This window comes from Streptomyces sp. NPDC001315, assembly GCF_042896175.1.
Lineage (GTDB): Bacteria > Actinomycetota > Actinomycetes > Streptomycetales > Streptomycetaceae > Streptomyces.
Window position 1 is genome coordinate 131,134 of the sequence record NZ_JBIAWZ010000002.1, and the last position, 26,635, is coordinate 157,768.

19 protein-coding genes are annotated in these 26,635 nt (G+C 70.0%); 14 read left to right on the forward strand and 5 right to left on the reverse strand.

Annotation, left to right across the window (positions count from 1 at the left end; genetic code table 11):
- Nucleotides 1-73: 73 nt before the first annotated feature.
- The 5 genes from ACFY16_RS07705 to glgB all read left to right on the forward strand — a co-directional run bounded on the left by ACFY16_RS07705 (nt 74) and on the right by glgB (nt 9,420).
- On the forward strand, nt 74-1,276 hold the full coding sequence (locus tag ACFY16_RS07705; protein ID WP_390646213.1) for a S8 family peptidase: 1,203 nt from the start codon (nt 74-76) through the stop codon (nt 1,274-1,276).
- 309 nt (nt 1,277-1,585) lie between these two features.
- Nucleotides 1,586-3,685 carry a maltotransferase domain-containing protein gene (locus tag ACFY16_RS07710; protein WP_390646214.1) on the forward strand — a complete coding sequence of 700 codons (2,100 nt, stop codon included), beginning with the start codon at nt 1,586-1,588 and terminating at the stop codon, nt 3,683-3,685.
- Nucleotides 3,682-5,382 (forward strand): maltose alpha-D-glucosyltransferase, encoded by a 1,701-nt coding sequence (treS, locus tag ACFY16_RS07715; RefSeq protein ID WP_390646215.1) that lies wholly within the window; start codon nt 3,682-3,684, stop codon nt 5,380-5,382. The genes ACFY16_RS07710 and treS overlap by 4 nt, the downstream gene beginning before the upstream one ends.
- Before the next feature lie 83 nt (nt 5,383-5,465).
- Nucleotides 5,466-6,884, forward strand: coding sequence for a maltokinase (locus ACFY16_RS07720; RefSeq protein ID WP_390646216.1), 1,419 nt, complete (start codon nt 5,466-5,468; stop codon nt 6,882-6,884).
- A gap of 28 nt (nt 6,885-6,912) precedes the next feature.
- The gene (glgB, locus tag ACFY16_RS07725; protein ID WP_390646217.1) at nt 6,913-9,420 is read left to right on the forward strand and encodes a 1,4-alpha-glucan branching enzyme; all 2,508 of its coding nucleotides are present in this window, start codon (nt 6,913-6,915) and stop codon (nt 9,418-9,420) included.
- A 121-nt stretch (nt 9,421-9,541) separates the two neighbouring features.
- On the opposite strand, the gene ACFY16_RS07730 is transcribed toward glgB, so the two are convergent.
- From ACFY16_RS07730 to ACFY16_RS07740, 3 genes are all read right to left on the reverse strand, one after another.
- Nucleotides 9,542-11,800 (reverse strand): HelD family protein, encoded by a 2,259-nt coding sequence (locus tag ACFY16_RS07730; RefSeq protein WP_390646218.1) that lies wholly within the window; start codon nt 11,798-11,800, stop codon nt 9,542-9,544.
- Between the two features lie 177 nt (nt 11,801-11,977).
- On the reverse strand, nt 11,978-12,319 hold the full coding sequence (gene trxA / locus ACFY16_RS07735) for a thioredoxin (protein WP_390646219.1): 342 nt from the start codon (nt 12,317-12,319) through the stop codon (nt 11,978-11,980).
- A complete protein-coding gene (locus ACFY16_RS07740; protein WP_351144806.1) occupies nt 12,316-12,744 on the reverse strand; it encodes a MerR family transcriptional regulator in 429 nt (142 codons plus the stop codon). The genes trxA and ACFY16_RS07740 overlap by 4 nt, the downstream gene beginning before the upstream one ends.
- Between ACFY16_RS07740 and ACFY16_RS07745 the strand changes: the two genes are divergently transcribed.
- Complete coding sequence (locus tag ACFY16_RS07745) at nt 12,743-12,931, forward strand: hypothetical protein (protein ID WP_390646220.1); 189 nt, start codon at nt 12,743-12,745, stop codon at nt 12,929-12,931. The genes ACFY16_RS07740 and ACFY16_RS07745 overlap by 2 nt on opposite strands.
- A 122-nt stretch (nt 12,932-13,053) precedes the next feature.
- Here ACFY16_RS07745 and ACFY16_RS07750 read toward each other — a convergent pair whose 3' ends face one another.
- Nucleotides 13,054-14,478, reverse strand: a complete 1,425-nt coding sequence (locus ACFY16_RS07750) for a cation:dicarboxylate symporter family transporter (RefSeq protein WP_390646683.1) — start codon at nt 14,476-14,478, stop codon at nt 13,054-13,056.
- Between the two features lie 145 nt (nt 14,479-14,623).
- On the opposite strand from ACFY16_RS07750, the gene ACFY16_RS07755 reads away from it, so the two are divergent.
- From ACFY16_RS07755 to ACFY16_RS07775, 5 genes are all read left to right on the forward strand, one after another.
- Complete coding sequence (locus ACFY16_RS07755) at nt 14,624-16,378, forward strand: ATP-binding protein (RefSeq protein ID WP_390646221.1); 1,755 nt, start codon at nt 14,624-14,626, stop codon at nt 16,376-16,378.
- Nucleotides 16,375-17,073: a response regulator gene (locus tag ACFY16_RS07760; protein WP_390646222.1), complete on the forward strand. Its 699-nt coding sequence runs from the start codon at nt 16,375-16,377 to the stop codon at nt 17,071-17,073. The genes ACFY16_RS07755 and ACFY16_RS07760 overlap by 4 nt, the downstream gene beginning before the upstream one ends.
- Before the next feature lie 167 nt (nt 17,074-17,240).
- Entirely contained in the window at nt 17,241-18,617 is a 1,377-nt protein-coding gene (locus ACFY16_RS07765) for an extracellular solute-binding protein (protein ID WP_390646223.1), read from the forward strand.
- Entirely contained in the window at nt 18,614-19,474 is an 861-nt protein-coding gene (locus ACFY16_RS07770) for a carbohydrate ABC transporter permease (RefSeq protein WP_390646224.1), read from the forward strand. Before ACFY16_RS07765 ends, ACFY16_RS07770 begins: the two co-directional genes overlap by 4 nt.
- A 5-nt stretch (nt 19,475-19,479) precedes the next feature.
- The gene (locus tag ACFY16_RS07775; protein WP_390646225.1) at nt 19,480-20,304 is read left to right on the forward strand and encodes a carbohydrate ABC transporter permease; all 825 of its coding nucleotides are present in this window, start codon (nt 19,480-19,482) and stop codon (nt 20,302-20,304) included.
- Nucleotides 20,305-20,401: 97 nt separating this feature from the next.
- Here the strand turns inward: ACFY16_RS07775 and ACFY16_RS07780 are convergent, their stop codons facing one another.
- Nucleotides 20,402-21,427 (reverse strand): ATP-dependent 6-phosphofructokinase, encoded by a 1,026-nt coding sequence (locus tag ACFY16_RS07780; protein WP_390646226.1) that lies wholly within the window; start codon nt 21,425-21,427, stop codon nt 20,402-20,404.
- Between the two features lie 245 nt (nt 21,428-21,672).
- On the opposite strand from ACFY16_RS07780, the gene pta reads away from it, so the two are divergent.
- From pta to pyk, 3 genes are all read left to right on the forward strand, one after another.
- Nucleotides 21,673-23,817, forward strand: coding sequence for a phosphate acetyltransferase (gene pta / locus ACFY16_RS07785; RefSeq protein WP_390646227.1), 2,145 nt, complete (start codon nt 21,673-21,675; stop codon nt 23,815-23,817).
- A 29-nt stretch (nt 23,818-23,846) separates the two neighbouring features.
- The gene (locus ACFY16_RS07790; RefSeq protein ID WP_390646684.1) at nt 23,847-25,076 is read left to right on the forward strand and encodes an acetate kinase; all 1,230 of its coding nucleotides are present in this window, start codon (nt 23,847-23,849) and stop codon (nt 25,074-25,076) included.
- 102 nt (nt 25,077-25,178) lie between these two features.
- On the forward strand, nt 25,179-26,606 hold the full coding sequence (pyk, locus tag ACFY16_RS07795; RefSeq protein ID WP_390646228.1) for a pyruvate kinase: 1,428 nt from the start codon (nt 25,179-25,181) through the stop codon (nt 26,604-26,606).
- Nucleotides 26,607-26,635 lie beyond the last annotated feature (29 nt).

Consider the following 26,635-nt stretch of genomic DNA (forward strand, 5'->3'; position numbering starts at 1 on the left):
GCGTACCGGCCGGCGTGGGGTGCACCCCGCGCGGCGGCTGCCGTATGCCGAGTCGAGGAGGGGAACTCGGACCATGGCACGGACGCGAACACGGCGTCTGCGCTGGGGGGCGGGCCTGATCGCGGTCACCACGGCCGCGGTGCTTTCGGCCATCACCCTGCCCGCGCACGCCGCACCGGAGGGGCTGATACTCGGCGCCGGAGAACCCGGCTCCGTCAGCGGAAGCTACCTGGTGGCACTGAAGGGGGGAACGAAGGCCCCGTCGGCGGCCGGTAAGGACGTCGCCGAGAGGTACGGGGCGAGAATCAGCCACACCTACGGCACGGCTCTGAACGGTTACGCCATCCGGGCCGACGAGAGACAGGCGAGGCTCCTCGCGGCCGACTCCCGCGTCGCCTCGGTCGTCCAGGACACCCGCGTGACCCTGGACCACACTCAGAAGACCCCGCCGTCCTGGGGCCTGGACCGTCTCGACCAGCCGAATCTGCCGCTGGACAAGAGCTACACCTGGCCGGAGTCGGCGGGGGTCGGCGTGACGGTGTACGTGATCGACACCGGTATCCGGATCACGCACAAGGACTTCGGCGGGCGCGCGAGCTACGGCTGGGACTTCGTCGGCAACGACCGCACGGCCGCGGACGGCAACGGCCACGGCACGCACGTCGCCGGCACCATCGCCGGCACGGGCTACGGCGTCGCCAAGAAGGCCGAGGTGGTCGCCGTAAGGGTGCTCGACGACGAGGGGGCCGGCACCACGGCCCAGGTCATCGCGGGCATCGACTGGGTCACCAAGCACGCGAAGAAGCCGGCGGTCGCCAACCTCAGCCTGGGCGGCTTTCACAACGCCCAGCTCGACTCTGCCGTACGCGCTTCCATCGCCTCCGGCGTCACGTATACGGTCGCGGCGGGCAACGACGGTCTCGCGGCCGCCCTGTACTCGCCCGCGGACGTGAAGGAGGCCGTCACGGTCGGCGCGACCGACAACAGGGATGCCCGGGCCGCCTTCTCCAACTTCGGCTCGGCTCTCGACCTGTTCGCGCCGGGCGTGTCGATCACGTCGGCGTCCAACGCGAGCGACACCGGCAGGGCGACGTACTCCGGAACGTCGATGGCGGCGCCGCACGCGGCGGGCACGGCCGCGCTCTATCTGGCCAACCATGCGAGGGCCACGCCCGCTCAGGTCGCCAAGGCGCTGGTCGCGCAGGCGGCCAACGGCAGGGTGTCCGGCCGGGGGCTCGGCTCGCCGGACAAAATCCTTCAAGTGCCGCCCTCTTGATGACGGATCCCGGGACCGGTCCTGGCAGAGTCCCCCGCTCGTGATGGCCAAGTCCCGGCACCGGCCCCGTTCCTCTCGAACGGGGCCGGTCTTGCGTGTAGACATACGCGTGAGTAGTTAACAAAGTGCCGGATTGCGCACTCGAATAGGGTGGGAAGGCTTCCTCGGTACACCCTCAGGTACACCCCGTCAGGAACACCCCTCTGGAACACCCAGGTACACCACGCAGGTAGACCCCAGGTGGACCGACGCAGGACCCACCTCCCCACAGCCATCCGCCCACCCACGTTGACGCGGACAGGAGCGGTCATGCCCGCCACGCACCACTCGTCAGCACCCCCGACACCCCGTACCGACGCACCCCCCGTGCGCCCCGCCGACGTTGGTCCGCCGGCCCCGGAGCCATCCTCCGCGGGCGACGCCGCCGTCGTCGGGCGCATACCCGTTCTGGACGTCCGGCCGATCGTCCAGAACGGCCGGCGGCCCGCCAAGGCCGTGACCGGCGAGTCGTTCGAGGTCTCGGCCACTGTGTTCCGCGAGGGCCATGACGCCGTCGCCGCCAATGTCGTACTGAAGGATCCCGACGGCCGCCCCGGCCCCTGGACCCCGATGCGCGAACTCGCCCCGGGCACCGACCGCTGGGGAGCCACCGTCACCGCCGGCGCACCCGGCCGCTGGACCTACACGGTCGAGGCGTGGGGAGATCCGGTCACCACCTGGCGGCAGCACGCACGCATCAAGATCCCGGCGGGGATCGACACGGGCCTGGTCCTGGAGGAGGGCGCGCGGCTGTACGAACGGGCGGCCGCCGGAGTGCCGAAGGGCGGCGGGAAACGGTCCGTCCTGCGCGCCGCCGTGGCCGCCCTCCGCGACGAGACCCGCCCGGCCGCGTCCCGGCTGGCGGGGGCGTTGACGCCGGAGGTGGACGAGGTCCTGGCCCGGTATCCGCTGCGGGAACTGCTCACCGCCTCGCAGCCGTTGCCGCTGCTGGTGGAGCGGGAGCGGGCCCTGTACGGCGCCTGGTACGAGTTCTTCCCCCGCTCGGAAGGCACACCGGCACGGCCGCACGGCACCCTGCGCACCGCGGCGCGCCGGCTGCCCGCCATCGCGGACATGGGCTTCGACGTGCTCTACCTGCCGCCGGTCCACCCCATCGGCACCACCTTCCGCAAGGGCGCCAACAACACCCTGTCCGCCGGACCCGGGGACGTCGGGGTGCCCTGGGCGATCGGCTCCCCGGAGGGCGGACACGACGCGGTCCACCCCGACCTCGGCACGATCGAGGACTTCGACTGGTTCGTCGCCCAGGCCACGGAGGTGGGCCTGGAGGTGGCGCTGGACTTCGCCCTGCAGTGCTCGCCGGACCACCCGTGGGTGGAGAAGCACCCGGAGTGGTTCCACCACCGCCCCGACGGCACGATCGCTCACGCGGAGAACCCGCCGAAGAAGTACCAGGACATCTACCCCATCGCGTTCGACGCGGACATGGACGGCCTCGTCGCAGAGACCGTACGCATCCTGCGGTACTGGATGGACCACGGCGTGCGGATCTTCCGCGTGGACAACCCGCACACCAAGCCGGTCGTCTTCTGGGAGCGGGTCATCGCGGACGTCGGCCGCACCGACCCCGACGTGATCTTCCTGGCCGAGGCGTTCACCCGCCCCGCGATGATGCGCACCCTGGCCCAGATCGGCTTCCAGCAGTCCTACACCTACTTCACCTGGCGCAACACCAAGCAGGAGCTCACCGAGTACCTCACCGAACTGTCCGGGGAGTCGGCCGCCTACATGCGGCCCAACTTCTTCGCCAACACCCCCGACATCCTGCACGCCTACCTCCAGCACGGCGGCCGCCCCGCCTTCGAGATCCGCGCGGTCCTGGCCGCGACGCTCTCCCCCACCTGGGGCATCTACAGCGGCTACGAACTGTGCGAGAACACCCCGCTGCGCCCGGGCAGCGAGGAGTACCTCGACTCGGAGAAGTACCAGATCCGCTCCCGCGACTGGGAAGCCGCCGCCCGCGAGGGCCGCACCATCGCCCCCCTCGTCACCAGACTCAACGACATCCGGCGCCGGAGCCCGGCCCTGCGCCGGCTGCGCGACATCCACTTCCACCACGCGGACCAGGACGCCGTGATCGCGTACTCGAAGCGGAGCGGTTCGAACACGGTTCTGGTGGTCGTCAACCTCGACCCCCACCACACCCAGGAGGCCACGGTCTCGTTGGACATGCCGCAACTCGGCCTCGAATGGCACGAGTCGGTGCCGGTGCGCGACGAGCTCACCGGCGACATCTATCACTGGGGCAGGACCAACTACGTGCGCCTGGAACCGGGCAGCCGGCCCGCGCACGTATTCACCGTCCTGCGACCGTCCACCCCGCAGACCGGAGGGTCACCCACACAATGATCGTCAACGAGCCCGTTCCGGACACGTTCGAGGACACTCCCGCCAAGGACCGGGACCCGGATTGGTTCAAACGCGCCGTCTTCTACGAGGTCCTCGTCCGTTCCTTCCAGGACAGCAACGGCGACGGCATCGGCGACCTGAAAGGTCTGACCGCCAAACTCGACTATCTGCAATGGCTGGGCGTCGACTGCCTGTGGCTCCCGCCGTTCTTCAAGTCCCCCCTGCGTGACGGCGGTTACGACGTCTCCGACTACACCGCCGTCCTGCCCGAGTTCGGCGACCTCGCCGACTTCGTGGAGTTCGTCGACGCCGCCCACCAGCGCGGCATGCGCGTCATCATCGACTTCGTCATGAACCACACCAGCGACCAGCATCCGTGGTTCCAGGAGTCGAGGAAGGACCCCGACGGCCCCTACGGCGACTACTACATGTGGGCCGACGACGACAAGCAGTACCAGGACGCCCGCATCATCTTCGTCGACACCGAGGTGTCGAACTGGACCTTCGACCCGGTCCGCAAGCAGTACTTCTTCCACCGCTTCTTCTCCCATCAGCCGGACCTCAACTACGAGAACCCGGCCGTGCAGGAGGAGATCGTCTCCGCGTTGCGGTTCTGGCTGGACCTGGGCATCGACGGCTTCCGCCTCGACGCCGTGCCCTACCTGTACGCACAGGAGGGCACCAACTGCGAGAACCTTCCCGCGACGCACGAGTTCCTCAAGCGGGTGCGCAAGGAGATCGACGCGAGCTATCCGGACACGGTGATCCTCGCCGAGGCCAACCAGTGGCCCGAGGACGTCGTCGACTACTTCGGCGACTACGCCGGCGGCGGCGACGAGTGCCACATGGCGTTCCACTTCCCGGTCATGCCACGCATCTTCATGGCGGTGCGCAGGGAGTCCCGGTATCCGGTGTCGGAAATCCTGGCCAAGACGCCGGCGATTCCGTCCGGCTGCCAGTGGGGCATCTTCCTGCGCAACCACGACGAGCTCACCCTCGAAATGGTCACCGACGAAGAACGCGACTACATGTACGCGGAGTACGCCAAGGACCCGCGCATGCGCGCCAACATCGGCATCCGCCGCCGCCTCGCCCCGCTGCTGGACAACGACCGCAACCAGATCGAACTCTTCACCGCCCTGCTGCTCTCCCTGCCCGGCTCGCCGATCCTCTACTACGGCGACGAGATCGGCATGGGCGACAACATCTGGCTCGGCGACCGCGACGCCGTCCGCACCCCGATGCAGTGGACCCCCGACCGCAACGCGGGCTTTTCGTCCTCGGACCCCGGACGGCTGTACCTGCCCACCATCATGGACCCGGTCTACGGCTACCAGGTCACCAACGTCGAGGCCTCCATGTCCTCGCCGTCGTCCCTGCTGCACTGGACCCGCCGCATGATCGAGATCCGCAAGCAGAACCCCGCCTTCGGACTCGGCTCCTACACGGAACTCCAGTCTTCCAACCCCGCCGTCCTCGCCTTCCTGCGCGAATACGAGGACGACCTCGTCCTGTGCGTACACAACTTCTCCCGCTTCGCACAGCCGACCGAGCTCGATCTGCGGGCGTTCCGCGGGAGGCATCCGGTCGAGCTGTTCGGCGGGGTGCGCTTCCCGGCCATCGGTGAGCTGCCGTACCTGCTGACCCTGACCGGGCACGGCTTCTACTGGTTCCGGCTTCGCAAGGACGCCGCCTAGAAGCCCGGGCGGGGCGGTTTCCCCCGCCCCGCCCGGGGCACGCATCAGTAACACCCCGACCCACCGGGGAAAGGACGCGACCCATGTCGGAAGCCGTCACTCGCACCGCCACCACAAGCCCCGGCCTCCTTGCGTCCCTGGCTCCGCTGCTGCGGGAGTGGCTGCCGCGGCAGCGCTGGTTCGCGGGCAAGGGACGCCCTGTCACCGGTTTCTCGCTGGTCGCGGCCACCGAGCTGCTGCCGACCGGCGGCACGCTCGGCCTGTACCACCTGCTGGTGCGCGCCCACCAGCCGTCCGTGCTGGGCGGCTCGGCCCACCCCGGTGACTGTTACCAGCTCCTCATAGGCGCGCGCGAGGCGCTGCCGCCCCGGCTGGCGCCCGCGCTGATAGGCCACGTCACCCAAGGGCCACTCGCCGGACGGACGGTGTACGAGGCCCTGTACGACCCCCGGCCCGCCGATGTGCTCCTGGAAGCCCTGCGCTCCCAGGCCCGCATCGGCGGGCTGCGTTTCGAGCGGGACCGCGGCCAGGAGATCCGGAGCGGTCTGGTATCACGGGTGATGACCGCCGAGCAGTCCAACTCGTCGGTGGTCTACGGAGATACGTTCATCCTGAAGCTGTTGCGCCGCGTCGTGCCCGGCACCAACCCGGACCTGGAGCTGCCGCTGGCCCTGGCCCGCGAGGGCTGCGCGCGCGTGCCGGCACCCACGGCGTGGCTGCGGGCGGAGCTGTCCGGGGAGTCGTACGTGCTGGGTGTGCTCCAGCCGTTCCTGCAGGGCGCCTCGGACGGCTGGGAACTGGCGCTGCGCGAGCTGGCCAAGGGCGAGGACTTCGTCGCCGAGGCGCGGGCCCTGGGGCGCGCCACGGCCGAGGTGCACACGGCGCTCGCCCGCGCGCTGCCCACGGTGACCCTGGGGCACGCCCAGCTGCGGCCGCTGGTCGACGGCATGGTCGAGCGCCTCGACGCGGCCGCTCAGGCAGTGCCCGCGCTGCGCCCGTACGCTCCTGGACTGCGCACCGCCTTCGAGACGCTGGCCGAGCTGGCGGCGGAGGGCCGGGCCTGGACCGCCCAGCGCATCCACGGCGACCTGCACCTCGGGCAGTGTCTGCGCTCGCCGTCCGGGGGCACCTCCCACGCGTCCAGCGGTGGGGGAGCGTGGTCGCTGATCGACTTCGAGGGCGAGCCGGCCAAGCCGCTGGCCGAGCGGCGCATGCCGCAGCCCACGGTGCGGGACGTCGCGGGGATGCTGCGCTCCTTCGACTACGCCGAGCACTCCGTGAGCCCGACCGTGCCGGGCTGGGCGGACGCCTGCCGGTCCGCCTACTGCACCGGGTACGCCGAGACCGGCGCCCCGGATCCGCGCACCGACCCCGTACTGCTGCGGGCCTACGAGACGGACAAGGCGGTCTACGAGGTCCTCTACGAAGCCCGGCACCGCCCCGACTGGCTCCCGGTCCCGCTGTCCGCGGTGCGCCGCCTCGCCGCGCCCGACCTGTCCTGACCTCACCCTCGCCCAGGAGGCTCCGTCCGTGACCCCCAGCCCCCCGTCCAACGGTTCGCATCCGAAGAAGACGGCCGAGGAGAAGACGACAGCGAAGAAGGCGGTGGCAAAGAAGGCGGTGACAAAGAAGGCCGTGGCAAAGAAGGCGGCAGCGAAGAAGACCGCGGCCAAGAAGCCGGTCACCAAGAAAGCAGCCGCCGAACAAGCAGCCGCCAAGAAGGGAGCGACCACGAAAGTCGTGGCTGAAAAGGCGGCCAAGAAGGCCCTGAAGCGGGCCACCCCCAAGAAGCTGCCCCCGCAGTCCGCGCCGGTGCCCGAGCCGGCGCCGCCCCGGCCCGTGCCCTTGGCCGTCTCCCCCGCCGTCGACGCGGGCGACCGCGAACGCCTCCTTCACGGCACCCACCACGCCCCGCACTCCGTCCTGGGCGCCCACCCGGTGCCCGGTGGCGTGGCCTTCCGCGCCTTCCGCCCGTACGCGCTGTCCGTGACCGTCGTGGCCGGCAGCCTGCGTGCCGAACTGCACGACGACGGGGACGGGTTCTTCTCAGGCCTGCTCCCCCTGAACGACGTCCCCGAGTACCGCCTCCTGGTGGCGTACGAGGGGACGGTCCAGGACACCGAGGACGCCTACCGATTCCTGCCGACCCTGGGCGAGCTGGACCTGCACCTGATCGGCGAGGGCCGGCACGAGCAGCTGTGGACGGCGCTCGGCGCCGAGCCGATGACGCACCAGGGCGTGACGGGCACCCGCTTCACGGTGTGGGCGCCGAACGCGCGCGGGGTGCGGGTGACGGGCAGCTTCAACTTCTGGGACGGCACGGGACACCCGATGCGTTCGCTGGGCTCCTCCGGCGTCTGGGAACTGTTCGTGCCGGGCATCGGCGAGGGCGAGCTGTACAAGTTCGAGATCACCCGGCCCGACGGTTCGCGGACCCTGCGCGCCGATCCGCTGGCCCGCCGCACCCAGACCCCGCCCGAGACGGCCTCGATCGTGCACGCCTCGCACTACGAGTGGGGCGACGAGCAGTGGCTGGCGCACCGCGGGGACACGCCGGTGCACGAGGCGCCGTTCTCCGTGTACGAGGTCCATCTCCCCTCCTGGCGCCCGGGGCTGACCTATCGCCAACTGGCTGACCAGCTCCCCGCGTACGTCAGGGATCTCGGCTTCACCCACGTCGAGCTGATGCCGGTCGCCGAGCACCCCTTCGGCGGCTCGTGGGGCTACCAGGTCACCGGCTTCTACGCGCCCACGGCCCGCCTGGGCACGCCCGACGACTTCAAGTTCCTCGTCGACGCACTGCACCGGGCCGGCATCGGCGTGATCATGGACTGGGTCCCCGCGCACTTCCCGCGCGACGACTGGGCGCTGGCCGAGTTCGACGGCCGCCCCCTGTACGAACACGAGGACCCTCTCCGCTCCGCCCACCCCGACTGGGGCACGCTGGAGTTCGACTTCGGGCGTCGCGAGGTGCGCAACTTCCTGGTCGCCAACGCCGTGTACTGGTGCGAGGAGTTCCACATCGACGGGCTGCGGGTGGACGCCGTCGCCTCGATGCTCTACCTCGACTACTCGCGCGAGCCGGGCCAGTGGGTCCCGAACGAGCACGGCGGCCGGGAGAACCTGGACGCGGTGGCGTTCCTCCAGGAGATGAACGCGACGGTGTACCGGCGGGCACCGGGTGTCGTGACGATCGCGGAGGAGTCCACGGCCTGGGACGGCGTCACCCGCGCCACCCATCACAAGGGGCCGAGCGGCTTCGGCGGCCTGGGCTTCGGGCTGAAGTGGAACATGGGCTGGATGCACGACTCGCTGGAGTACATGAGTCGCGAGCCGGTGCACCGCAAGTACCACCACAACGAGATGACCTTCTCGATGGTGTACGCCTACAGCGAGAACTACGTCCTGCCCATCTCCCACGACGAGGTCGTGCACGGCAAACGCTCACTGGTGTCGAAGATGCCGGGCGACTGGTGGCAGCGGCGCGCCGACCTCCGCGCCTACCTCGGCTTCATGTGGGCCCACCCCGGCAAGCAACTCCTCTTCATGGGTCAGGAGTTCGCCCAGGGCGCGGAGTGGTCGGAGGCCCACGGCCCCGACTGGTGGCTCCTCGACCCGGCGTACGGGGCGGAGGCCGACCACCGCGGCGTACGCGATCTCGTCCGCGACCTCAACACCGTCTACCACCACACGCCCGCCCTCTGGCAACGCGACACCGAACCCGACGGCTTCCAGTGGATCGTCGGCGACGCGGCCGAGGACAATGTCATGGCCTTCGTGAGGTACGACGCCGACGGCGTCCCCCTCCTCGCGGTCTCCCACTTCTCCCCCGTGGTCCGCCACGACTACCGCCTCGGCGTCCCCGACGACGTCCCCGCCTGGCACGAGACCCTCAACACCGACGCGGCGGCATACGGCGGCAGCGACGTCACCAATCCCGACCCGGTCAAACCGGAACCCACGCCCTGGCACGGCCGCCAGGCCGGCATCAGGCTGACCCTGCCGCCGCTGGCGACGGTGTGGCTGCGCCCGGCCTGACCTCGTCGAACGCCGGACGGGCTGTCGCAGCCCGTCCGGCGTTCGAGGACGCAGCCCGTTCAGGGCCGAACGGGGGCCTGGGGGCGGGACGGGTAGCGTCGGCGGGGGCGGAAATCCCTGGTCACGCGCACGCGTCGGCCAGCGCCTTCGGCAGTGCCCGGCTGTGCAGCACCCCCAGCCGCTGCGTCGCCCGGGTCAGCGCCACGTACAGGTCACTGGTGCCGTACAGCCCCGGCTCCACCACCAGCACGGAGTCGAACTCGAGCCCCTTCGACTGCCGCGGGTCCAGGAGTACGACGCTCCGCGTCAGGTCCGGCTCCGCGCCCACCGTCACCCCGTCCAGCCGTGCGGCCAGCTTCCGGTGCAGGTGACGCGGGGCGATGACCGCGAGCCGCCCCTCGGCGGGGGTCAGCTCCCCGACCGCCTCGGCGACCGCGCCGGGCAGGTCGTCGGTGGCGCGCACCCATGGCCGTACGCCCGTCGAACGGACCGAACTCGGCGGTTCGAAGTCGGGGTTCTCGGCGCGGACGACGGCCGCCGCGAGTTCCATGATCTCGGCGGGCGTGCGGTAGTTGACGCCGAGGCGGGTGTGCTCCCAGCGGTCCTCCACGTACGGCTGGAGGATCTTCGCCCAGGAGCCGACGCCCGCCGCTTCCGCGGTCTGCGCCGGGTCGCCGACCAGGGTCATCGAGCGGGTCGGACTGCGCCGCATGAGCAGTCGCCACGCCATCGGCGACAGCTCCTGCGCCTCGTCGACGATGATGTGCCCGAACGCCCAGGTCCGGTCGGCCGCCGCGCGCTCGGCGGCGCTGCGGTGGTCGTCCTCCTCGTGCCGCTCGGCGAACCGTTCGGCGTCGATGATGTCGTGCGCGGACAGGACCTCGGAGTCCTCCTCGTCGATGTCCTCGAACTCGTAGGTGCGTGAGGCGTACGAGACGTCGAGCACGCCCTGCGCGTAGGCGACCTGTGTCTCCCGCTCGCGCTCCGCCCGGGCCCGCGCCACCCGCTCGTCCTCGCCGAGCAGTTCGGCCGCCTCGTCCAGCAGCGGGACGTCCGCGACGGTCCACGCCCGCGTCACCGGGCGACGGATGGCGTTCGCGTCCTCGTCGGAGAGGTGGCCCACCGGGTCGGCGAGGAAGTCCGCGACCAGACGCTGCGGCGTCAGGCGGGGCCACAGCCGGTCGATGGCGGCCCAGACCTCGGGGTTCTCGGCGAGCTCGTCACGGATCTGTGTGATGTCGCTCGGGTCCAGCAGGTTCGTGCCGTCGAACGGGTCCGTGCCGATGCGCTCGGCGACCATGTCGGTGAGCGTGTTGAGGATGTGGCCCTCGAAGTGCTCACGCGCCACGTTGTGGGGCAGTCCGGCGGAGCGGGTGCGCTCGCGCGCGACCTTCACCAGGCCGTCGTCGAGCATCAGGACCTCGCGGTCGTGCTCGATCGCGATCACCGGGTCGGGCAGCGCCTGCCAGTCACGTACGACCTCGGCGAGGACGTCCGCCATGTCGGCGCGGCCCTTCACGGCGGCCGCCTCGCGGGTGTCGGTCGCCGTCGCCCGCACGCCGGGGAACAGCTCCCCGACCGTCGCCAGCAGCACGCCCGTCTCGCCGAGCGAGGGCAGCACCTCGCCGATGTAGCCGAGGAAGGCGGGGTTGGGACCGACGATCAGGACGGCGCGCTTGGCGAGCAGCTCCCGGTGTTCGTAGAGCAGATACGCGGCCCGGTGCAGGGCCACGGCCGTCTTTCCGGTACCGGGGCCGCCCTCGACGACCAGCACCCCGCGGTGCGGCGCCCGGATGATCTCGTCCTGCTCGGCCTGGATGGTCTGCACGATGTCGTTCATGCGGCCGGTGCGCGCGGAGTTGAGCGCGGCGAGCAGCACGGCGTCGCCGGTCGGGTCCTCGTGGCCGGTCCTCTCCTGGTCCCCGAGGTCGAGGATCTCGTCGTGCAGAGCGGTCACCGTACGGCCGCTGGTGGTGAGGTGCCGGCGCCGTCGCAGACCCATCGGCGTGTGCCCGGTGGCCAGGTAGAAGGGCCGGGCGACGTCCGCACGCCAGTCGATCAGGATCGGCGTGCGCTCCGCGTCGTCGGTGCGCAGGCCGATACGGCCGATGTGGTGGCTCGTGATCGATGGGGGTCCCCCCGCTCGAGCGGAGTCGAGGGTCGGGGAGAGGTCGATACGGCCGAAGCAGAGCGAACCGTCCACGGCGTTCAGCGCGGCGAGCAGCCCCGAGCGCTCGGCGACCAGGATGTCCCGCTCCAGCCGGGCCTGCATGGGTGTGTTGCCCTGTGCGAGCGCGTCCGTGACGCCGGCCTCGGTGTCTCCACGCAGGGCGTCCACGCGCGCGTACAGCCCGTCGATGAATTCCTGCTCGCGCCGCAATTCGGTGTCTTCACTGTGTGGAAAGCCGGTGTTTGACAATTCCGCTCCCGCCCGGATATACTCTGGTCACTGGACTTCTTTGCGACCCAATACCCTTGAAGTCGCGAATCATTGAATATACGCAAAGAAATCCCCCGAGCGCAATTGCTCGGGGGATTTTTTGTGTACTGCGTGCGTTCAGACCGCCTCGAGCACGTCGGACAGCTCCTCCAGCAGCCGTCGCTTGGGCCGGGCGCCCACCATCGACTTCACGGGCTCGCCGTCGCGGAACACCATGAGCGTGGGCGTCGACAGCACGCCGTAGGCGATGGTGGTCTGCGGGTTCCGGTCCACGTCCAGCTGGACGATCCTGATCCGGTCCCCCTCCTCGAAGGCGATGTCCTTCAGTACCGGCCCCAGCTGTCGGCACGGCCCGCACCAGTCGGCCGTGAACTGCACCAGCACCGGCAGATCCGAGCCGATCACCTCCGCCTCGAAGTCCTCGTCCGTCACCTCGGCCACGCCGTCCGTCTTGATCACCGTTCCTGCCCTCCCAGTTCGCACCGGGGTTCCGGACCGCCCGGAACCAGCGCCTCGGCTGCCAGTTCGGTCCGCGCCTGCTCGGCCTTCGCCAGCTGGTCGCCGACCTGCGCCCGCACCGCGCGAAGCTCGCCGATCAGCGCGTCGAGCTCGTCCAGCTTGCGCCGGTAGACCGCGAGCGACGCCGGGCACGAGTCACCCTCGGGGTGCCCGGCCCGCAGACACTCCACGAAGGGCCGGGTCTCCTCCAGATCGAACCCGAAGTCCTGCAACGTCCTGATCTGCCGCAGCAGCTTCAGATCCCGCTCGTCGTAGGACCGGTGCCCGTGGTCGTCCCGCCGCGCGGGCAGCAGCCCTCGCGACTCGTAGTACCGCAGCGTCCGCGTGGTGGTTCCGGCCCGTGCGGCCAGCTCGCCGATTCGCATGCGTACGAACGTAAGCCTTGACGCCGACGTCAAGGCAAGCACTCGTTCGGCGGACGGTGTCGGTGACAGCAGCGGCTTCCGCCGCACCGGCGAGGAAAGCGCGATCGACACAGCGGTCCTCGCCGACGACATGGTGAACCTCGGTGATCTCGGGGTGCTCGATCAGCGAAATGTCCGGGACGTGTGAAACCGGGCGGCTGAGCCACGGGGGAGCTGCTCAGCCGCCCGGTGTCCGTGAGCCGGGCACCCGGCGCCGGGTTCAGGCCGGGCCGGGCACCCGGAGTGCGGGCGCCTCGGACGTCGGGGACCTCAGGCCTTGGCCAGTTCCTTCTCGCCGCCCTCGCGCGGCTCGGGCACGTCGGCGTCGTCGGCGGCGGCGCCCTCGTCCAGCAGCGTCCGCTCGTCGAAGGGCAGCTCACCGGCGAGCACCTGCCGGACGCGGCCCTTGTCGATCTCCTTCGTCCAGGTGCCGATCAGAACGGTGGCGACGGCGTTCCCCGCGAAGTTCGTCAGGGCTCGGGCCTCGCTCATGAAGCGGTCGATGCCGACGATGAGGCCGACGCCGTCCACCAGCGCGGGCTTGTGGGACTGCAGACCACCGGCCAGCGTGGCCAGGCCGGCGCCGCTGACGCCCGCCGCGCCCTTGGAGGCGAGGAGCAGGAACAGCAGCAGCGGGATCTGCTCGCCGATCGACATCGGCGTACCCAGAGCGTCCGCGATGTACAGCGACGCCATGGTCATGTAGATCATCGTGCCGTCGAGGTTGAAGGAGTAGCCGGTCGGAACGGTGATGCCGACCACCGGCCTGCTGACGCCCAGGTGCTCCATCTTCGCGATGAGCCGCGGCAGCGCGGACTCGGAGGAGGAGGTGGACAGGATCAGCAGGAACTCCCGGGCCAGGTACTTGAACAGCGAGAAGATGTTCAGGCCGGTGATGATTCGCAGCAGCGCGCCGAGCACGATGAAGACGAACAGGAAGCACGTCACGTAGAAGCCGAGCATCAGCACGGCGAGGCTCTTGAGCGCGTCCAGACCGGCCGAACCGGTCACGGCGGCGATGGCGCCGAAGGCACCGATCGGGGCGGCCCACATCACCATGGCGAGGATGCGGAAGACGAGCCGCTGGATGTGCTCGATGCCCCGCAGCACCGGCTGGCCGACCGGCCCCATCGCCTGGAGCGCGAATCCGGCGAGCAGCGCGACGAGCAGGGTCTGCAGCACCTGCCCCTCGGTGAAGGCGGAGACGAAGGTCAGCGGGATGATCGACAGCACGAACTCGACGGGCGGCAGTGCCTCGCTGGACACCTGGTCGTGCCCGGTCTGCTTGAGCGCCTCCGTCAGGTGCAGCCCGTCACCGGGGTGCAGGATGTTGCCCACGACAAGACCGATGGCGAGCGCGACGAGCGACATCACCAGGAAGTAGCCGAGCGCGATACCGCCGACGGCTCCCACCTTGGCGGCCTTGCGGACGGACCCGATCCCCAGCACGATCGTGCAGAAGATGATCGGCGAGATCATCATCTTGATCAGGTTCACGAAGCCCGTGCCCAGCGGCTTGAGCTCGACCCCGGCGTCGGGCCAGATCAGGCCCACGGCGATGCCGAGGGCCACGGCGACGATCACGGCGATGTACAGGTATTGCGTGCGGTCCCGCTTCGCGGCGGGTGCGGCAGGTGCCGTATCGGGGGTGCTGGCGGCGGCCACGGCTGCCCTCCTTGACGTCTTCGTCGGCATCTCCGGCGTGCGGCTCACGTCCGGGGGATGTGGGAGCGGGGCTCCCGGGAGATGTGGGGAATGCGGTGAGCATCTCCCGAGCTGTGAGGGCGGTCACCCTTCCGTTCATTTAGTTCACGCTTAACGCGGGAGGCACACTGACGACATGCGCATCCCCTTCCCGAGGCCCCGCAGCCTGGCAGGCCAGCTCTTCGCGATGCAGGCCGTGCTGATAGCGGTCGTCGTCGCCGGGTACGCGCTGTTCACCTATGTCAGCGACCGCAGCCAGGCCGAGGACGCGGCCGGCCGCCAGGCCACGGCGGTGGCCCGGTCGGTCGCCGACGCCCCCTCGGTCCACGCGGCCATCCGCACCGCCCACCCGACGGCCCAGCTCCAGCCGTACGCGCTGCGGGTCATGCGCGACACCGAGGTCGACTTCGTCACGATCATGGACCCGCAGGGCATCCGCTGGACCCACCCCGACCAGGACCAGATCGGACGGCGCTTCCGGGGCAACACCGCGCGCGCCCTGAACGGCGACACCTTCACCGAGACCTACACCGGCACCCTCGGCGCCTCGGTCCGCGCGGTCACCCCCGTCGAGGACGACGACAAGCGGGTCATCGGCCTGGTCAGCGCGGGCATCAAGGTCGAGGCGATCAGCGCGCGGGTGCAGGACCAGGTCACGGCCCTGCTCGGCGTCGCGGCGGGCGCGCTCGCCCTCGGCGCGATCGGCACGTACGTCATCAACGCCCATCTGCGCCGCCACACCCACGGCATGAACGCGGCGGAGCTCAGCCGTATGCACGACTATCACCAGGCCGCCCTGCACGCCGTGCGCGAGGGGCTGCTGATGCTGGACGGGCAGTACCGGGTGGCGCTGATCAACGACGGCGGGCGGGAGCTGCTCGGGGTGTCGGGCGAGGTGGTGGGCCGGTCGGTGGCGGGGCTGGGCCTGCCCGCGCCGCTGACCGGGGCGCTGCTGGCGTCGGAGCCGAGGGTGGACGAGGTGCACCTGACCGCGCGACGGGTGCTGGTGGTGAACACCTCACCGGTGTCGGGGGGCGAGCGCCGAGGGACGGTGGTCACCCTGCGCGACGTCACCGAGCTCCAGTCGCTGATGGGCGAGCTGGACTCGGAGCGGGGCTTCACGCAGGCGCTGCGCTCCCAGGCGCACGAGGCGGCGAACCGGCTGCACACGGTCGTGTCCCTCATCGAACTGGGCCGGGCGGAGGAGGCCGTGGAGTTCGCGACGGCCGAACTGGAGCTGGCGCAGGCGCTCACCGACCAGGTCGTGGCGGCGGTGAGCGAGCCGGTGCTGGCGGCGCTGCTGCTGGGCAAGGCGGCCCAGGCGAACGAGCGGGGTGTGGAGCTGGTGGTGTCGGAGGAGAGCGACCTCGACGACGCGGTGCTGCCGGAGACCTTGCCCGCGCGGGATCTGGTGACCATCCTCGGGAACCTGATCGACAACGCCGTGGACGCGGCACAGGGCAGCGGGCGGGCGCGGGTGACGGTGACGGCGTACACGGAGGCGACGGACCTGGTGCTGCGCGTCTCGGACACGGGGGCGGGCGTGGACCCGGACCATGCCGAGCTGGTCTTCCAGCGCGGCTTCTCGACGAAGCCCGCGGGCCCGGGCGGACGGGGTCTGGGCCTGGCTCTCGTACGGCAGGCGGTGACGCGGCACGAGGGGGTGCTGTCGGTGGCGGAGGCCGACGGGGGCGGGGCGGAGTTCGTGGTGCGGTTGCCGCTGCGAACGGGCGCCGTGCCGGACGGTGCGGTTTCTGGAGACGGGGCTTCGGGTGGCACGGATTCCGAAGGCGCGGTTTCCGAAGGCGCGGTTTCCGGGAGCGCGGTTTCCGGGAGCGCGGTTTCCGGGAGCGCGGTTTCCGGGAGCGCGGTTTCCGGAGGCGGCGCGTGACGACTGAACAGCCCATCCGGGTCCTCGTCGTGGAGGACGACCCCGTCGCGGCGGACGCGCATGTGATGTACGTGGGCCGGGTGCCGGGTTTCGTGGCCGTCGGCAAGGCGCACACGGGCGCGGAGGCCCGGCGGCTGCTGGACCGCACAGCCGTGGATCTGCTGCTCCTGGACCTGCATCTGCCGGACGCGCACGGCTTGCAGCTGGCACGGTCGCTGCGCGCGGCCGGGTACCACGCGGACGTCATCGCGGTGACGTCGGCACGGGACCTGACGGTCGTACGGGAGGGGGTGTCGCTCGGTGTCGTGCAGTACGTCCTGAAGCCGTTCACCTTCGCGACCCTGCGGGACCGGCTGGTGCGGTACGCGGAGTTCCGGGGCGCGGCGGGCGAGGCGAGCGGGCAGGACGAGGTGGACCGGGCGCTGGCCACGCTGCGGGCACCGGGACCGGCCGCCCTGCCGAAGGGCTTGAGCGCGCCGACGCTGGAGCGGGTGACGGGAGCGCTGCGGGAGGCCGAGGAGGGGCACACCGCGGCGGGGGTCGCGGAGGCCGTGGGGATCTCGCGGATCACGGCTCGGCGGTACCTGGAGCATCTGGTGGAGGCGGGGCGGGCCGAGCGGAAGCCGCTGTACGGGCAGGTGGGCAGGCCTGAGCTGGTCTATCGGTGGGTTCGGGGGGTGGAGAGGGGGAGGTAGGAAGGACAGGCCGGGTCGGATTCCGGCTCGTCCGGGCAGACCCCAAGGGCCCCACTGAGGCCGCCGAGGTCCCAATCCGACGCACACGCATTGACCTGACTAGACCACTCCTCTTACCTTCACACGGCAGCCATCCCGGCCACAACGAAGTGAGCCCGCAGGAGGTCATGCCCGTGCGCCCCACCGCCACAGTCCCCACCGCCGTATGCGCCACTCTCCTCGCCGCGACCACCCTCACCGCCTGCGGTTCCGGTTCCGGTAGCGACCCGGACACCGTCAAGGTCTCCTACAAGCAGTCCACGGACAACTCGATCCACGTCATGGACGACTACCTCGCCGGCATCAAGAAGGAGTTCGAGAAGGCGAACCCCGGCAAGAAGGTCGAGCTCGTCCCCATCAAGGCCGCGGACTCGGAGTACTACACCAAGCTCCAGCAGATGCTCCGCTCCCCCAAGACCGCCCCCGACCTGGTCTACGAGGACACCTTCCTCATCAACTCGGACATCACCAGCGGGTATTTGAAGCCCCTCGACACCTACCTCGCCAAGTGGCAGGACTGGGACCAGTTCATCGACACGGCGAAGGCGGCCGCCCGGGGCCAGGACGGCAAGACGTACGGCATCCCGGACGGCACGGACACCCGAGGGCTCTGGTTCGACAAGGGCATCTTCGAGAAGGCTGGGCTCCCGGCCGACTGGCAGCCCAGGACCTGGGACGACGTCCTCACCGCCGCCCGTACCATCAAGAAGAAGGTCCCCGGCGTCACCCCCCTCAACGTCTACACCGGCAAACCCGCCGGTGAGGCCGCCACCATGCAGGGCTTCGAGATGCTGCTCTACGGCACCGGCGACGGCAGCTCCGACCCCCTGTACGACAAGACGGCCAAGAAGTGGATCGCCGGCAGCCAGGGTTTCAAGGACGCCCTCACCTTCGTGGAGACGGTCTACAAGGAGAAGCTCGGTCCGGACGTCTCCGACGCCCTCGACCCCAACTTCGGCACCCGCGTCCGCGGCGAACTCCTCCCCCAGGGCAAGCTCGGCATCGACCTCGACGGCTCCTGGCTCCCGCAGGACTGGCTCCCCGGCAGCGGTCACGAGTGGCCCGAGTGGTCGGACAGCCTCGGCCTCGCCGCCATGCCCACCCAGCACGGCCAGGCCCCGGGCAAGGTGAGCATGTCCGGCGGCTGGACCTGGGCGATCCCGGCCAAGGCGGGCAACCCCGGCGTCGCCTTCGACTTCGTCAAGACCATGCAGACGAAGGCGAACGCCCAGAAGTGGTACATCGCCAACTCCGGCATCGCGGTCCGTAAGGACGTCGCCGCCGACCCCGCGTACGTGAAGGCCCAGCCAGGCATCAAGTTCTTCACCGACCTCGTCGCCAGCACGCACTACCGCCCGGCCTATCCGGCGTACCCGAAGGCCTCCACCGCCGTCCAGGAGGCCATGGAGGGCGTGACGACGGGCGACCTGTCCGTCGACAAGGCGGCGAGCGGCTACGACGAGACGCTCAAGGAGGTCACCGACGACCAAGTGGTCGAGAAGTGACCGCGCGCTCGCTCACCCGGGCTCTCCCCCTCACCCCCGCCCTGATCCTGCTCCTGCTCTTCCTGGCGGGCCCGATCGCGTACTGCGCCTACATCGCCTTCACCGACCTCCAGCTCACCGGCCAGGCCCACTCGTCGTTCGTGGGCTTCGACAACTTCCGTACGGCGTTCAAGGACGAGCAGTTCCTGAACGCCGTATGGCTGACCCTCGTCTTCACGGTCCTGTCGTCCCTGATCGGCCAGAACACCCTGGGCCTGGCACTGGCCTCGCTCATGCAGCGCGCGTCGAAGCCGGTGCGCACCCTCACCGGCGCCGTCGTCATCACGGCCTGGGTGCTCCCGGAGGTCGTGGCCGGCTTCCTCCTCTACGCCTTCTTCCGTCGCGAGGGCACGCTGAACGCCATCCTGGACTGGCTTCATCTCCCCTCCCAGAACTGGCTGTTCACGCTCCCCGTCCTGGCCGTCTCCTTCGCGAACGTCTGGCGGGGCACGGCGTTCTCGATGCTGGTCTATTCGGCGGCCCTGAACGAGATCCCGAAGGAGATCACGGAGGCGGCGGAGGTGGACGGCGCCGGCGGCTGGCGCCGCATGTGGCACATCACCCTCCCGATGATCCGCCGCTCCATCGGCACGAACCTCATGCTCAACACCCTCCAGACCCTCTCCGTCTTCGGCCTCATCTGGGTGATGACGAGAGGTGGCCCGGGTGACAGGAGCCAGACGCTTCCGCTCTTCATGTACGAACAGGCCTTCCAGAACAGCATGATCGGCTACGGCACGGCGGTGGCGCTCCTGCTGCTCGTGGTGGCGTCTCTCTTCTCGGTCGTCTACATGCGTCTGCTGCGAACGGAGGTCTGACGCCCATGGCACGCACGACCCGCCGCCGCCTGGCCGCGGACGCGGGCCTCCTCGTCGTGGCCGCCGCCTTCGCGCTCCCCCTGGCCTGGGTGGTCCTGTCCTCCCTGGACCCGCACGCCGACCTCAGGGTGAAGGCCCCCGACGGCCTCACCCTGCGGAACTTCGACGAGATCCTCACCCCCGACATCACCTTCACGCCCCTGCTGAACAGCCTGATCCTGTGCGGCGGCGCGACCGCGCTGACAGTGGTGTGCGCGGCGCTCGCGGCCTACCCGCTCTCCCGTTTCCGCTCCCGCCTCAACCGCCCGTTCCTGCTGACGATCCTGTTCGCGACGAGCCTGCCGATCACGGCGATCATGGTCCCGGTGTACGCCCTGTTCGTACAGGTGAACCTGATCGACACCCTCCAGGGCACCATCCTGTTCTTCGCCGCGTCCCAACTCCCCTTCGCCATCTGGCTGATGAAGAACTTCATGGACGGCGTACCGAAGGAGCTGGAGGAGGCGGCGTGGACGGACGGCGCGTCGGCCTTCCAGTCGCTCATACGGATCGTGCTGCCGCTGATGGGCCCGGGGACCGCGGTGGTGACGGTGTTCTCGTTCGTCATGATGTGGGGGAACTTCTTCGTCCCGTTCATGCTCCTGCTGACTCCGGACCAGATGCCGGCGTCCGTGAGCATCAACGAGTTCTTCGGGAACCGGGGGATGGTGGCGTACGGGCAGCTGGCGGCGTTCTCGGTCGTCTATTCGACGCCGGTGATCCTGCTGTACGTGTTGGTGGCCCGGCGGTTGGGGGGTGGGTTCGCGCTGGGCGGGGCGGTCAAGGGGTGACGCCGACGGACGGGCTGTTCCGTTCCACAATCCGTGATTGTGGCCGAACAGCCCGTAGTCACCACACCCCCACCCCCTGGGCGGCCCTTCGAGGCCCCTAGAAGACCGACTCCGCTTCGTCCATGCGGTCCTTCGGCACCGTCTTCAGCTCGGTGACCGCCTCCGCCAGCGGGACCATCACGACGTCCGTCCCGCGCAGCGCCGTCATCTTCCCGAAGTCACCCCGGTGCGCGGCCTCCACCGCGTGCCAGCCGAAGCGCGTCGCCAGCACCCGGTCGTACGCGGTCGGCGTGCCGCCGCGCTGGATGTGGCCGAGGATGACCGGCTTGGACTCCTTGCCGAGGCGTCGCTCCAGCTCGTACGCCAGTGCCGTACCGATGCCCTGGAAGCGTTCGTGGCCGAACTGGTCGATCGCGCCCTTGCCGTAGTCCATGGTGCCCTCGGCGGGGTGCGCGCCCTCCGCCACGCACACGACGGCGAACTTCTTGCCGCGGGCGAAGCGCTCCTCGACCATCTTCACCAGGTCGGCCGGGTCGAAGGGCCGCTCGGGCAGGCAGATGCCGTGCGCGCCCGCCGCCATGCCCGACTCCAGCGCGATCCAGCCGGCGTGCCGGCCCATGACCTCGACGACCATCACCCGCTGGTGGGACTCCGCCGTGGTCTTCAGGCGGTCCATGGCCTCCGTGGCGACGCCCACCGCGGTGTCGAACCCGAACGTCCGGTCCGTCGCCGAGATGTCGTTGTCGATGGTCTTCGGAACGCCGACCACCGGCAGGCCGGCGTCGGACAGCATCCGCGCCGCCGTCAGGGTGCCCTCGCCGCCGATCGGGATGAGCGCGTCGATGCCGAAGTCGCGGGCGATGTCGGTCGCCTTCTCGCAGGCCTCGCGCAGGCGGTCGCGCTCCAGGCGGGAGGAGCCGAGGATGGTGCCGCCGCGGGCCAGGATGCCGCTGACTCCGTCGAGGTCGAGCGTGCGGTGGTGACCGTCGAGCAGACCGCGGTAGCCGTCCTCGAAGCCGATGACGTCGTCGCCGTACTGTGCGACCGCTCGGTGCACGACCGACCGGATCACTGCGTTCAGGCCGGGGCAGTCGCCGCCTGCGGTGAGAATTCCGATACGCATCGTGCTGTGTCTCCTGCTCGCTGTTGACACCGGTGAGCCAGTCCGATTGTTTCATGGCCCTCTGGACGGTGTCGCTTCCGCGCGGTCCGTCCCGATCGGCCCTGCCGGACCCTCACGGGACCCTCGAACCTGACGGGCGCCTTATCCAGCCGCAGAGGTATTGTCAAGAGGGTTCTGCTCACCTCGGTGGGCGATTTTTGTACGTGGATGAATCCGTGCACACACAGACGAAACGGAGAGCACGCGTGACGCGCAGCGTGTACGTGACCGGGATCGACCGGGGCGACGGCCGCCAGGTCGTCGAGCTGGGAGTCATGGAGCTCCTGACCCGGCAGGTCGACCGGGTGGGCGTGTTCCGTCCGCTCGTCCACGACGGCCCCGACCGTCTGTTCGAACTGCTGCGCGCCCGCTACCGGCTGTCCCAGGACCCGGCGACGGTCTACGGCATGAACTACCACGAGGCCTCCGCCCTCCAGGCCGAGCAGGGGACGGACGAACTGGTGTCGACCCTGGTCGACCGCTTCCACCTCGTCGCCCGCGACTACGACGTCGTCCTCGTCCTCGGGACCGACTTCGCCGACACCCAGCTCCCGGACGAGCTGTCCCTCAACGCCCGGCTCGCCAACGAGTTCGGGGCGTCGGTCATCCCCGTCGTGGGCGGGCGGAAGCAGCCGGCCGAGTCGGTGCTCGCCGAGACGCGCAACGCCTACCGGGCGTACGACGGACTCGGCTGCGACGTCCTCGCCATGGTCACCAACCGGGTCGCCCAGGGAGACCGGGCCGAGATCGCCCGGCAGCTCGACTCCCGCCTCCCCGTCCCCTGCTACGTCCTCCCCGACGAGCCGGCTCTCTCCGCCCCCACCGTCTCGCAGATCTCCCACGCCCTCGGCGCCAAGGTGCTCCTCGGCGACGACTCGGGGCTGGCGCGGGACGCCCTGGACTTCGTCTTCGGCGGCGCCATGCTGCCGAACCTGCTGACCGCCCTGACGCCCGGCTGCCTCGTCGTGACCCCCGGCGACCGCGCCGACCTCGTCGTCGGCTCGCTGGCCGCACACAGCGCCGGCACCCCACCGATAGCCGGCATGGTGCTCACCCTCGACGAGGTGCCCAGCGACGAGGTCCTCACCCTCGCCGCCCGCCTCGCCCCCGGCACCCCGGTGCTCTCGGTGGCCGGCAACAGCTTCCCCACCGCCGCCGAACTCTTCTCCCTGGAGGGGAAGCTGAACGCGGCCACCCCGCGCAAGGCCGAGACCGCGCTCGGCCTGTTCGAGCGGTACGTCGACACCACCGGCCTGCTGGGGCGCGTCTCCGCGCCGAGCAGTGACCGTGTCACGCCGATGATGTTCGAGCACAAGCTGCTGGAGCAGGCCCGTTCCCAGATGCGGCGGGTCGTCCTCCCCGAGGGCACCGAGCCGCGGGTCCTGCACGCCGCCGAGGTGCTGCTGCGCCGGCGTGTCTGCGACCTGACCCTCCTCGGTCCTGAGGACCAGATCCGCAAGAAGGCCGCGGACCTCGGCATCGACCTGGCCGGCTGCCAGGTGATCGACCCGGACACCAGCGAGCTGCGTGACGCCTTCGCCGAGAAGTACGCCAAGCTGCGCGCCCACAAGGGCGTGACCGTCGAGCTGGCGTACGACGTGGTCAGCGACGTGAACTACTTCGGGACGCTGATGGTGCAGGAGGGCCTCGCCGACGGCATGGTGTCGGGCTCCGTGCACTCCACGGCCGCCACCATCCGGCCCGCCTTCGAGATCATCAAGACAAGGGGGGCCGCGCGAAGCGCGTCGGGCAGGGCGGTGGTGGGAGACGGGAGGGCGAAGCCGGACGCCGACATCGTCTCGTCCGTCTTCTTCATGTGCCTCGCCGACAAGGTCCTCGTCTACGGCGACTGCGCCGTGAACCCCGACCCGAACGCCGAGCAGCTCGCCGACATCGCCATCCAGTCCGCCGCCACCGCCGAGCAGTTCGGCGTGGAGCCGCGGATCGCGATGCTGTCGTACTCGACCGGTACGTCCGGCTCGGGCGCCGACGTCGACAAGGTGCGGGAGGCCACCGACCTCGTCCGCTCCCGCCGTACCGACCTGAAGATCGAGGGGCCCATCCAGTACGACGCGGCCGTGGAGCCGACCGTCGCCGCGACCAAGCTGCCCGGGTCCGAGGTCGCCGGTCAGGCCAGCGTGCTGATCTTCCCGGACCTCAACACCGGCAACAACACCTACAAGGCCGTGCAGCGCTCGGCCGGCGCGATCGCTGTCGGCCCGGTCCTGCAGGGTCTGCGCAAGCCCGTCAACGACCTGTCCCGCGGCGCGCTCGTCCAGGACATCGTCAACACCGTCGCCATCACGGCGATCCAGGCCCAGACCCCGAGCGAGAAGGCAACCACCCAGTGAGTCCCGCCCACCCGTCTCCCACCACCGCCCTGTCCGACGAGCTCCGCTCGGCCCCTCCTACGCGAGTCCTCGTCCTCAACTCCGGCTCCTCGTCAGTGAAGTACCAGCTGCTGGACATGGGGGACAGCAGCCGGCTGGCGGTGGGCCTTGTCGAGCGCATCGGCGAGCAGACCTCCCGGCTGAAGCACACCTGCCTCACCACCGGTGACACCCGTGAGCACAGCGGCCCGATCGCGGACCACGAGGCCGCCCTCAAGGCGGTCGCCGAGGAGCTGACCCGCGACGGCCTGGGCCTGGACTCGCCGGAACTCGCCGCGATCGGGCACCGGGTGGTGCACGGCGGCATGTTCTTCACCGAGCCCACCGTGATCGACGACGAGGTGCTCGCCGAGATCGAGCGGCTGATCCCCGTCGCGCCGCTGCACAACCCGGCCAACCTCACCGGTGTCCGCACCGCGCAGGCGCTGCGCCCCGACCTGCCGCAGGTCGCCGTCTTCGACACGGCGTTCCACACGACCATGCCGGAGTCCGCGGCGCGCTACGCGATCGACCCGAAGATCGCGGACCGCCACCGTATCCGCCGCTACGGCTTCCACGGCACCTCGCACGCGTACGTCTCCCGGGAGACCGCGCGACTGCTGGGCAAGGACCCGTCGGAGGTGAACGTGATCGTGCTGCACCTCGGCAACGGCGCCTCGGCGTCGGCGGTCGAGCAGGGCCGGTGCGTGGACACCTCCATGGGACTGACGCCTCTGGAGGGTCTCGTGATGGGCACGCGATCCGGTGATCTGGATCCGGCGGTCATCTTCCATTTGGCCCGTGTTGGCGGAATGTCCACGGACGAGATCGACACTCTTCTCAACAAGAGGAGCGGTCTGTTCGGCCTGTGCGGGGACAACGACATGCGCGAGATCCGCCGTCGGATCGACGAGGGCGACGAAGAAGCCCGGCTCGCCTTCGACATTTACATTCACCGGCTCAAGAAGTACATAGGCGCCTATTACGCGGTGCTCGGCCGGGTGGACGCGGTCGCCTTCACCGCCGGGGTCGGCGAGAACGCTGCGCCGGTGCGGGAGGCCGCGATCGCGGGCCTGGAGGGACTGGGCCTGGCGGTCGACGCCGAACTGAACGCCGTACACGCCGACGAACCGCGGCTGATCTCGCCCGCCGGCGCGCGGGTGGCGGTCGCCGTGGTGCCGACCGACGAGGAACTGGAGATCGCCACACAGACCTACGCACTGGTCGAAAAGAACAGCTGAGCAATTACCGACGAGTAATACACGCCTGAGCACCGGTCCGCCCATTTGTATCTTCCGCCAGACGGAATATTCCGGAGCGAAACAAACCGATAGGATCGCCCCATGCGCCGTTCGAAAATCGTCTGTACTCTCGGCCCCGCGGTCGACTCCCACGAGATGCTGGTCGCCCTGATCGAGGCCGGCATGAATGTGGCCCGGTTCAACTTCAGTCATGGCACCCACGCCGAGCACCAGGCGCGGTACGACCGCGTCCGGGCCGCCGCCAAGGAGACCGGCCGTGCCATCGGTGTCCTCGCCGACCTCCAGGGCCCGAAGATCCGTCTGGAGACCTTCGCCGAGGGTCCCGTGGAGCTGGAGCGCGGTGACGAGTTCGTCATCACGACCGAGGACGTGCCGGGCGACAAGCACATCTGCGGAACGACGTACAAGGGCCTGCCGGGCGACGTCTCGCGCGGCGACCAGGTCCTGATCAACGACGGCAACGTCGAGCTGAAGGTGCTGGACGTCGAGGGCCCCCGGGTGAAGTCGATCGTCATCGAGGGCGGTGTCGTCTCCGACCACAAGGGCATCAACCTCCCGGGCGCGGCCGTGAACGTGCCCGCGCTGTCCGAGAAGGACATCGAGGACCTGCGGTTCGCGCTGCGCATGGGCTGCGACATGGTCGCGCTGTCCTTCGTCCGCGACGCCAAGGACGTGGCCGACGTCCACCGGGTGATGGACGAGGAGGGCCGCCGGGTCCCCGTCATCGCCAAGGTGGAGAAGCCGCAGGCGGTGGAGAACATGGAGGACGTCGTGATGGCGTTCGACGCCGTGATGGTCGCCCGTGGTGACCTCGCCGTCGAATACCCGCTCGAGAAGGTCCCCATGGTGCAGAAGCGCCTCATCGAGCTGTGCCGCCGCAACGCCAAGCCGGTGATCGTGGCGACCCAGATGATGGAGTCGATGATCACCAACTCCCGCCCGACCCGCGCCGAGGCCTCCGACGTCGCCAACGCGATCCTGGACGGCGCGGACGCGGTCATGCTGTCCGCGGAGTCGTCGGTGGGCGCGTATCCGATCGAGACCGTCAAGACGATGTCGAAGATCGTCAAGGCGGCCGAGGAAGAGCTGCTGTCCAAGGGCCTGCAGCCCCTGGTCCCCGGCAAGAAGCCGCGTACGCAGGGTGGTTCGGTCGCCCGCGCCGCCTGCGAGATCGCCGACTTCCTCGGCGGCAAGGGCCTGGTGGCCTTCACCAAGTCCGGTGACACCGCGCGCCGTCTCTCCCGCTACCGCGCCTCCCAGCCGATCCTCGCCTTCACCACCGACGAGGGCACCCGCAACCAGCTCGCGCTCAGCTGGGGCGTGGAGTCGCACATCGTGCCGTTCGTGAACAGCACCGACGAGATGGTCGCCCTGGTCGACCAGGAGCTCATCAAGCTCAACCGCTTCGACACGGGCGACATCGTGGTCATGACGGCCGGCTCCCCGCCCGGCGTCCCCGGCACCACCAACATGGTCCGCGTCCACCACCTGGGCGAGAGCGGCAAGTAAGGCCGCGGACACGGCTGTACGGCACTGAG

Excerpts from the sequence above, each read along its gene's own strand:
- ACFY16_RS07775 (WP_390646225.1), top strand. The coding sequence starts at position 19,480 with ATGGCACGCACGACCCGCCGCCGCCTGGCCGCGGACGCGGGCCTCCTC.
- ACFY16_RS07765 (WP_390646223.1), top strand. The coding sequence starts at position 17,241 with ATGCCCGTGCGCCCCACCGCCACAGTCCCCACCGCCGTATGCGCCACT.
- ACFY16_RS07720 (WP_390646216.1), top strand. The coding sequence starts at position 5,466 with ATGTCGGAAGCCGTCACTCGCACCGCCACCACAAGCCCCGGCCTCCTT.
- ACFY16_RS07780 (WP_390646226.1), bottom strand. The coding sequence starts at position 21,427 with ATGCGTATCGGAATTCTCACCGCAGGCGGCGACTGCCCCGGCCTGAAC.
- treS (WP_390646215.1), top strand. The coding sequence starts at position 3,682 with ATGATCGTCAACGAGCCCGTTCCGGACACGTTCGAGGACACTCCCGCC.
- ACFY16_RS07740 (WP_351144806.1), bottom strand. The coding sequence starts at position 12,744 with ATGCGAATCGGCGAGCTGGCCGCACGGGCCGGAACCACCACGCGGACG.
- ACFY16_RS07755 (WP_390646221.1), top strand. The coding sequence starts at position 14,624 with ATGCGCATCCCCTTCCCGAGGCCCCGCAGCCTGGCAGGCCAGCTCTTC.
- ACFY16_RS07750 (WP_390646683.1), bottom strand. The coding sequence starts at position 14,478 with ATGCCGACGAAGACGTCAAGGAGGGCAGCCGTGGCCGCCGCCAGCACC.
- pyk (WP_390646228.1), top strand. The coding sequence starts at position 25,179 with ATGCGCCGTTCGAAAATCGTCTGTACTCTCGGCCCCGCGGTCGACTCC.
- ACFY16_RS07710 (WP_390646214.1), top strand. The coding sequence starts at position 1,586 with ATGCCCGCCACGCACCACTCGTCAGCACCCCCGACACCCCGTACCGAC.
- ACFY16_RS07705 (WP_390646213.1), top strand. The coding sequence starts at position 74 with ATGGCACGGACGCGAACACGGCGTCTGCGCTGGGGGGCGGGCCTGATC.
- ACFY16_RS07745 (WP_390646220.1), top strand. The coding sequence starts at position 12,743 with ATGCGTACGAACGTAAGCCTTGACGCCGACGTCAAGGCAAGCACTCGT.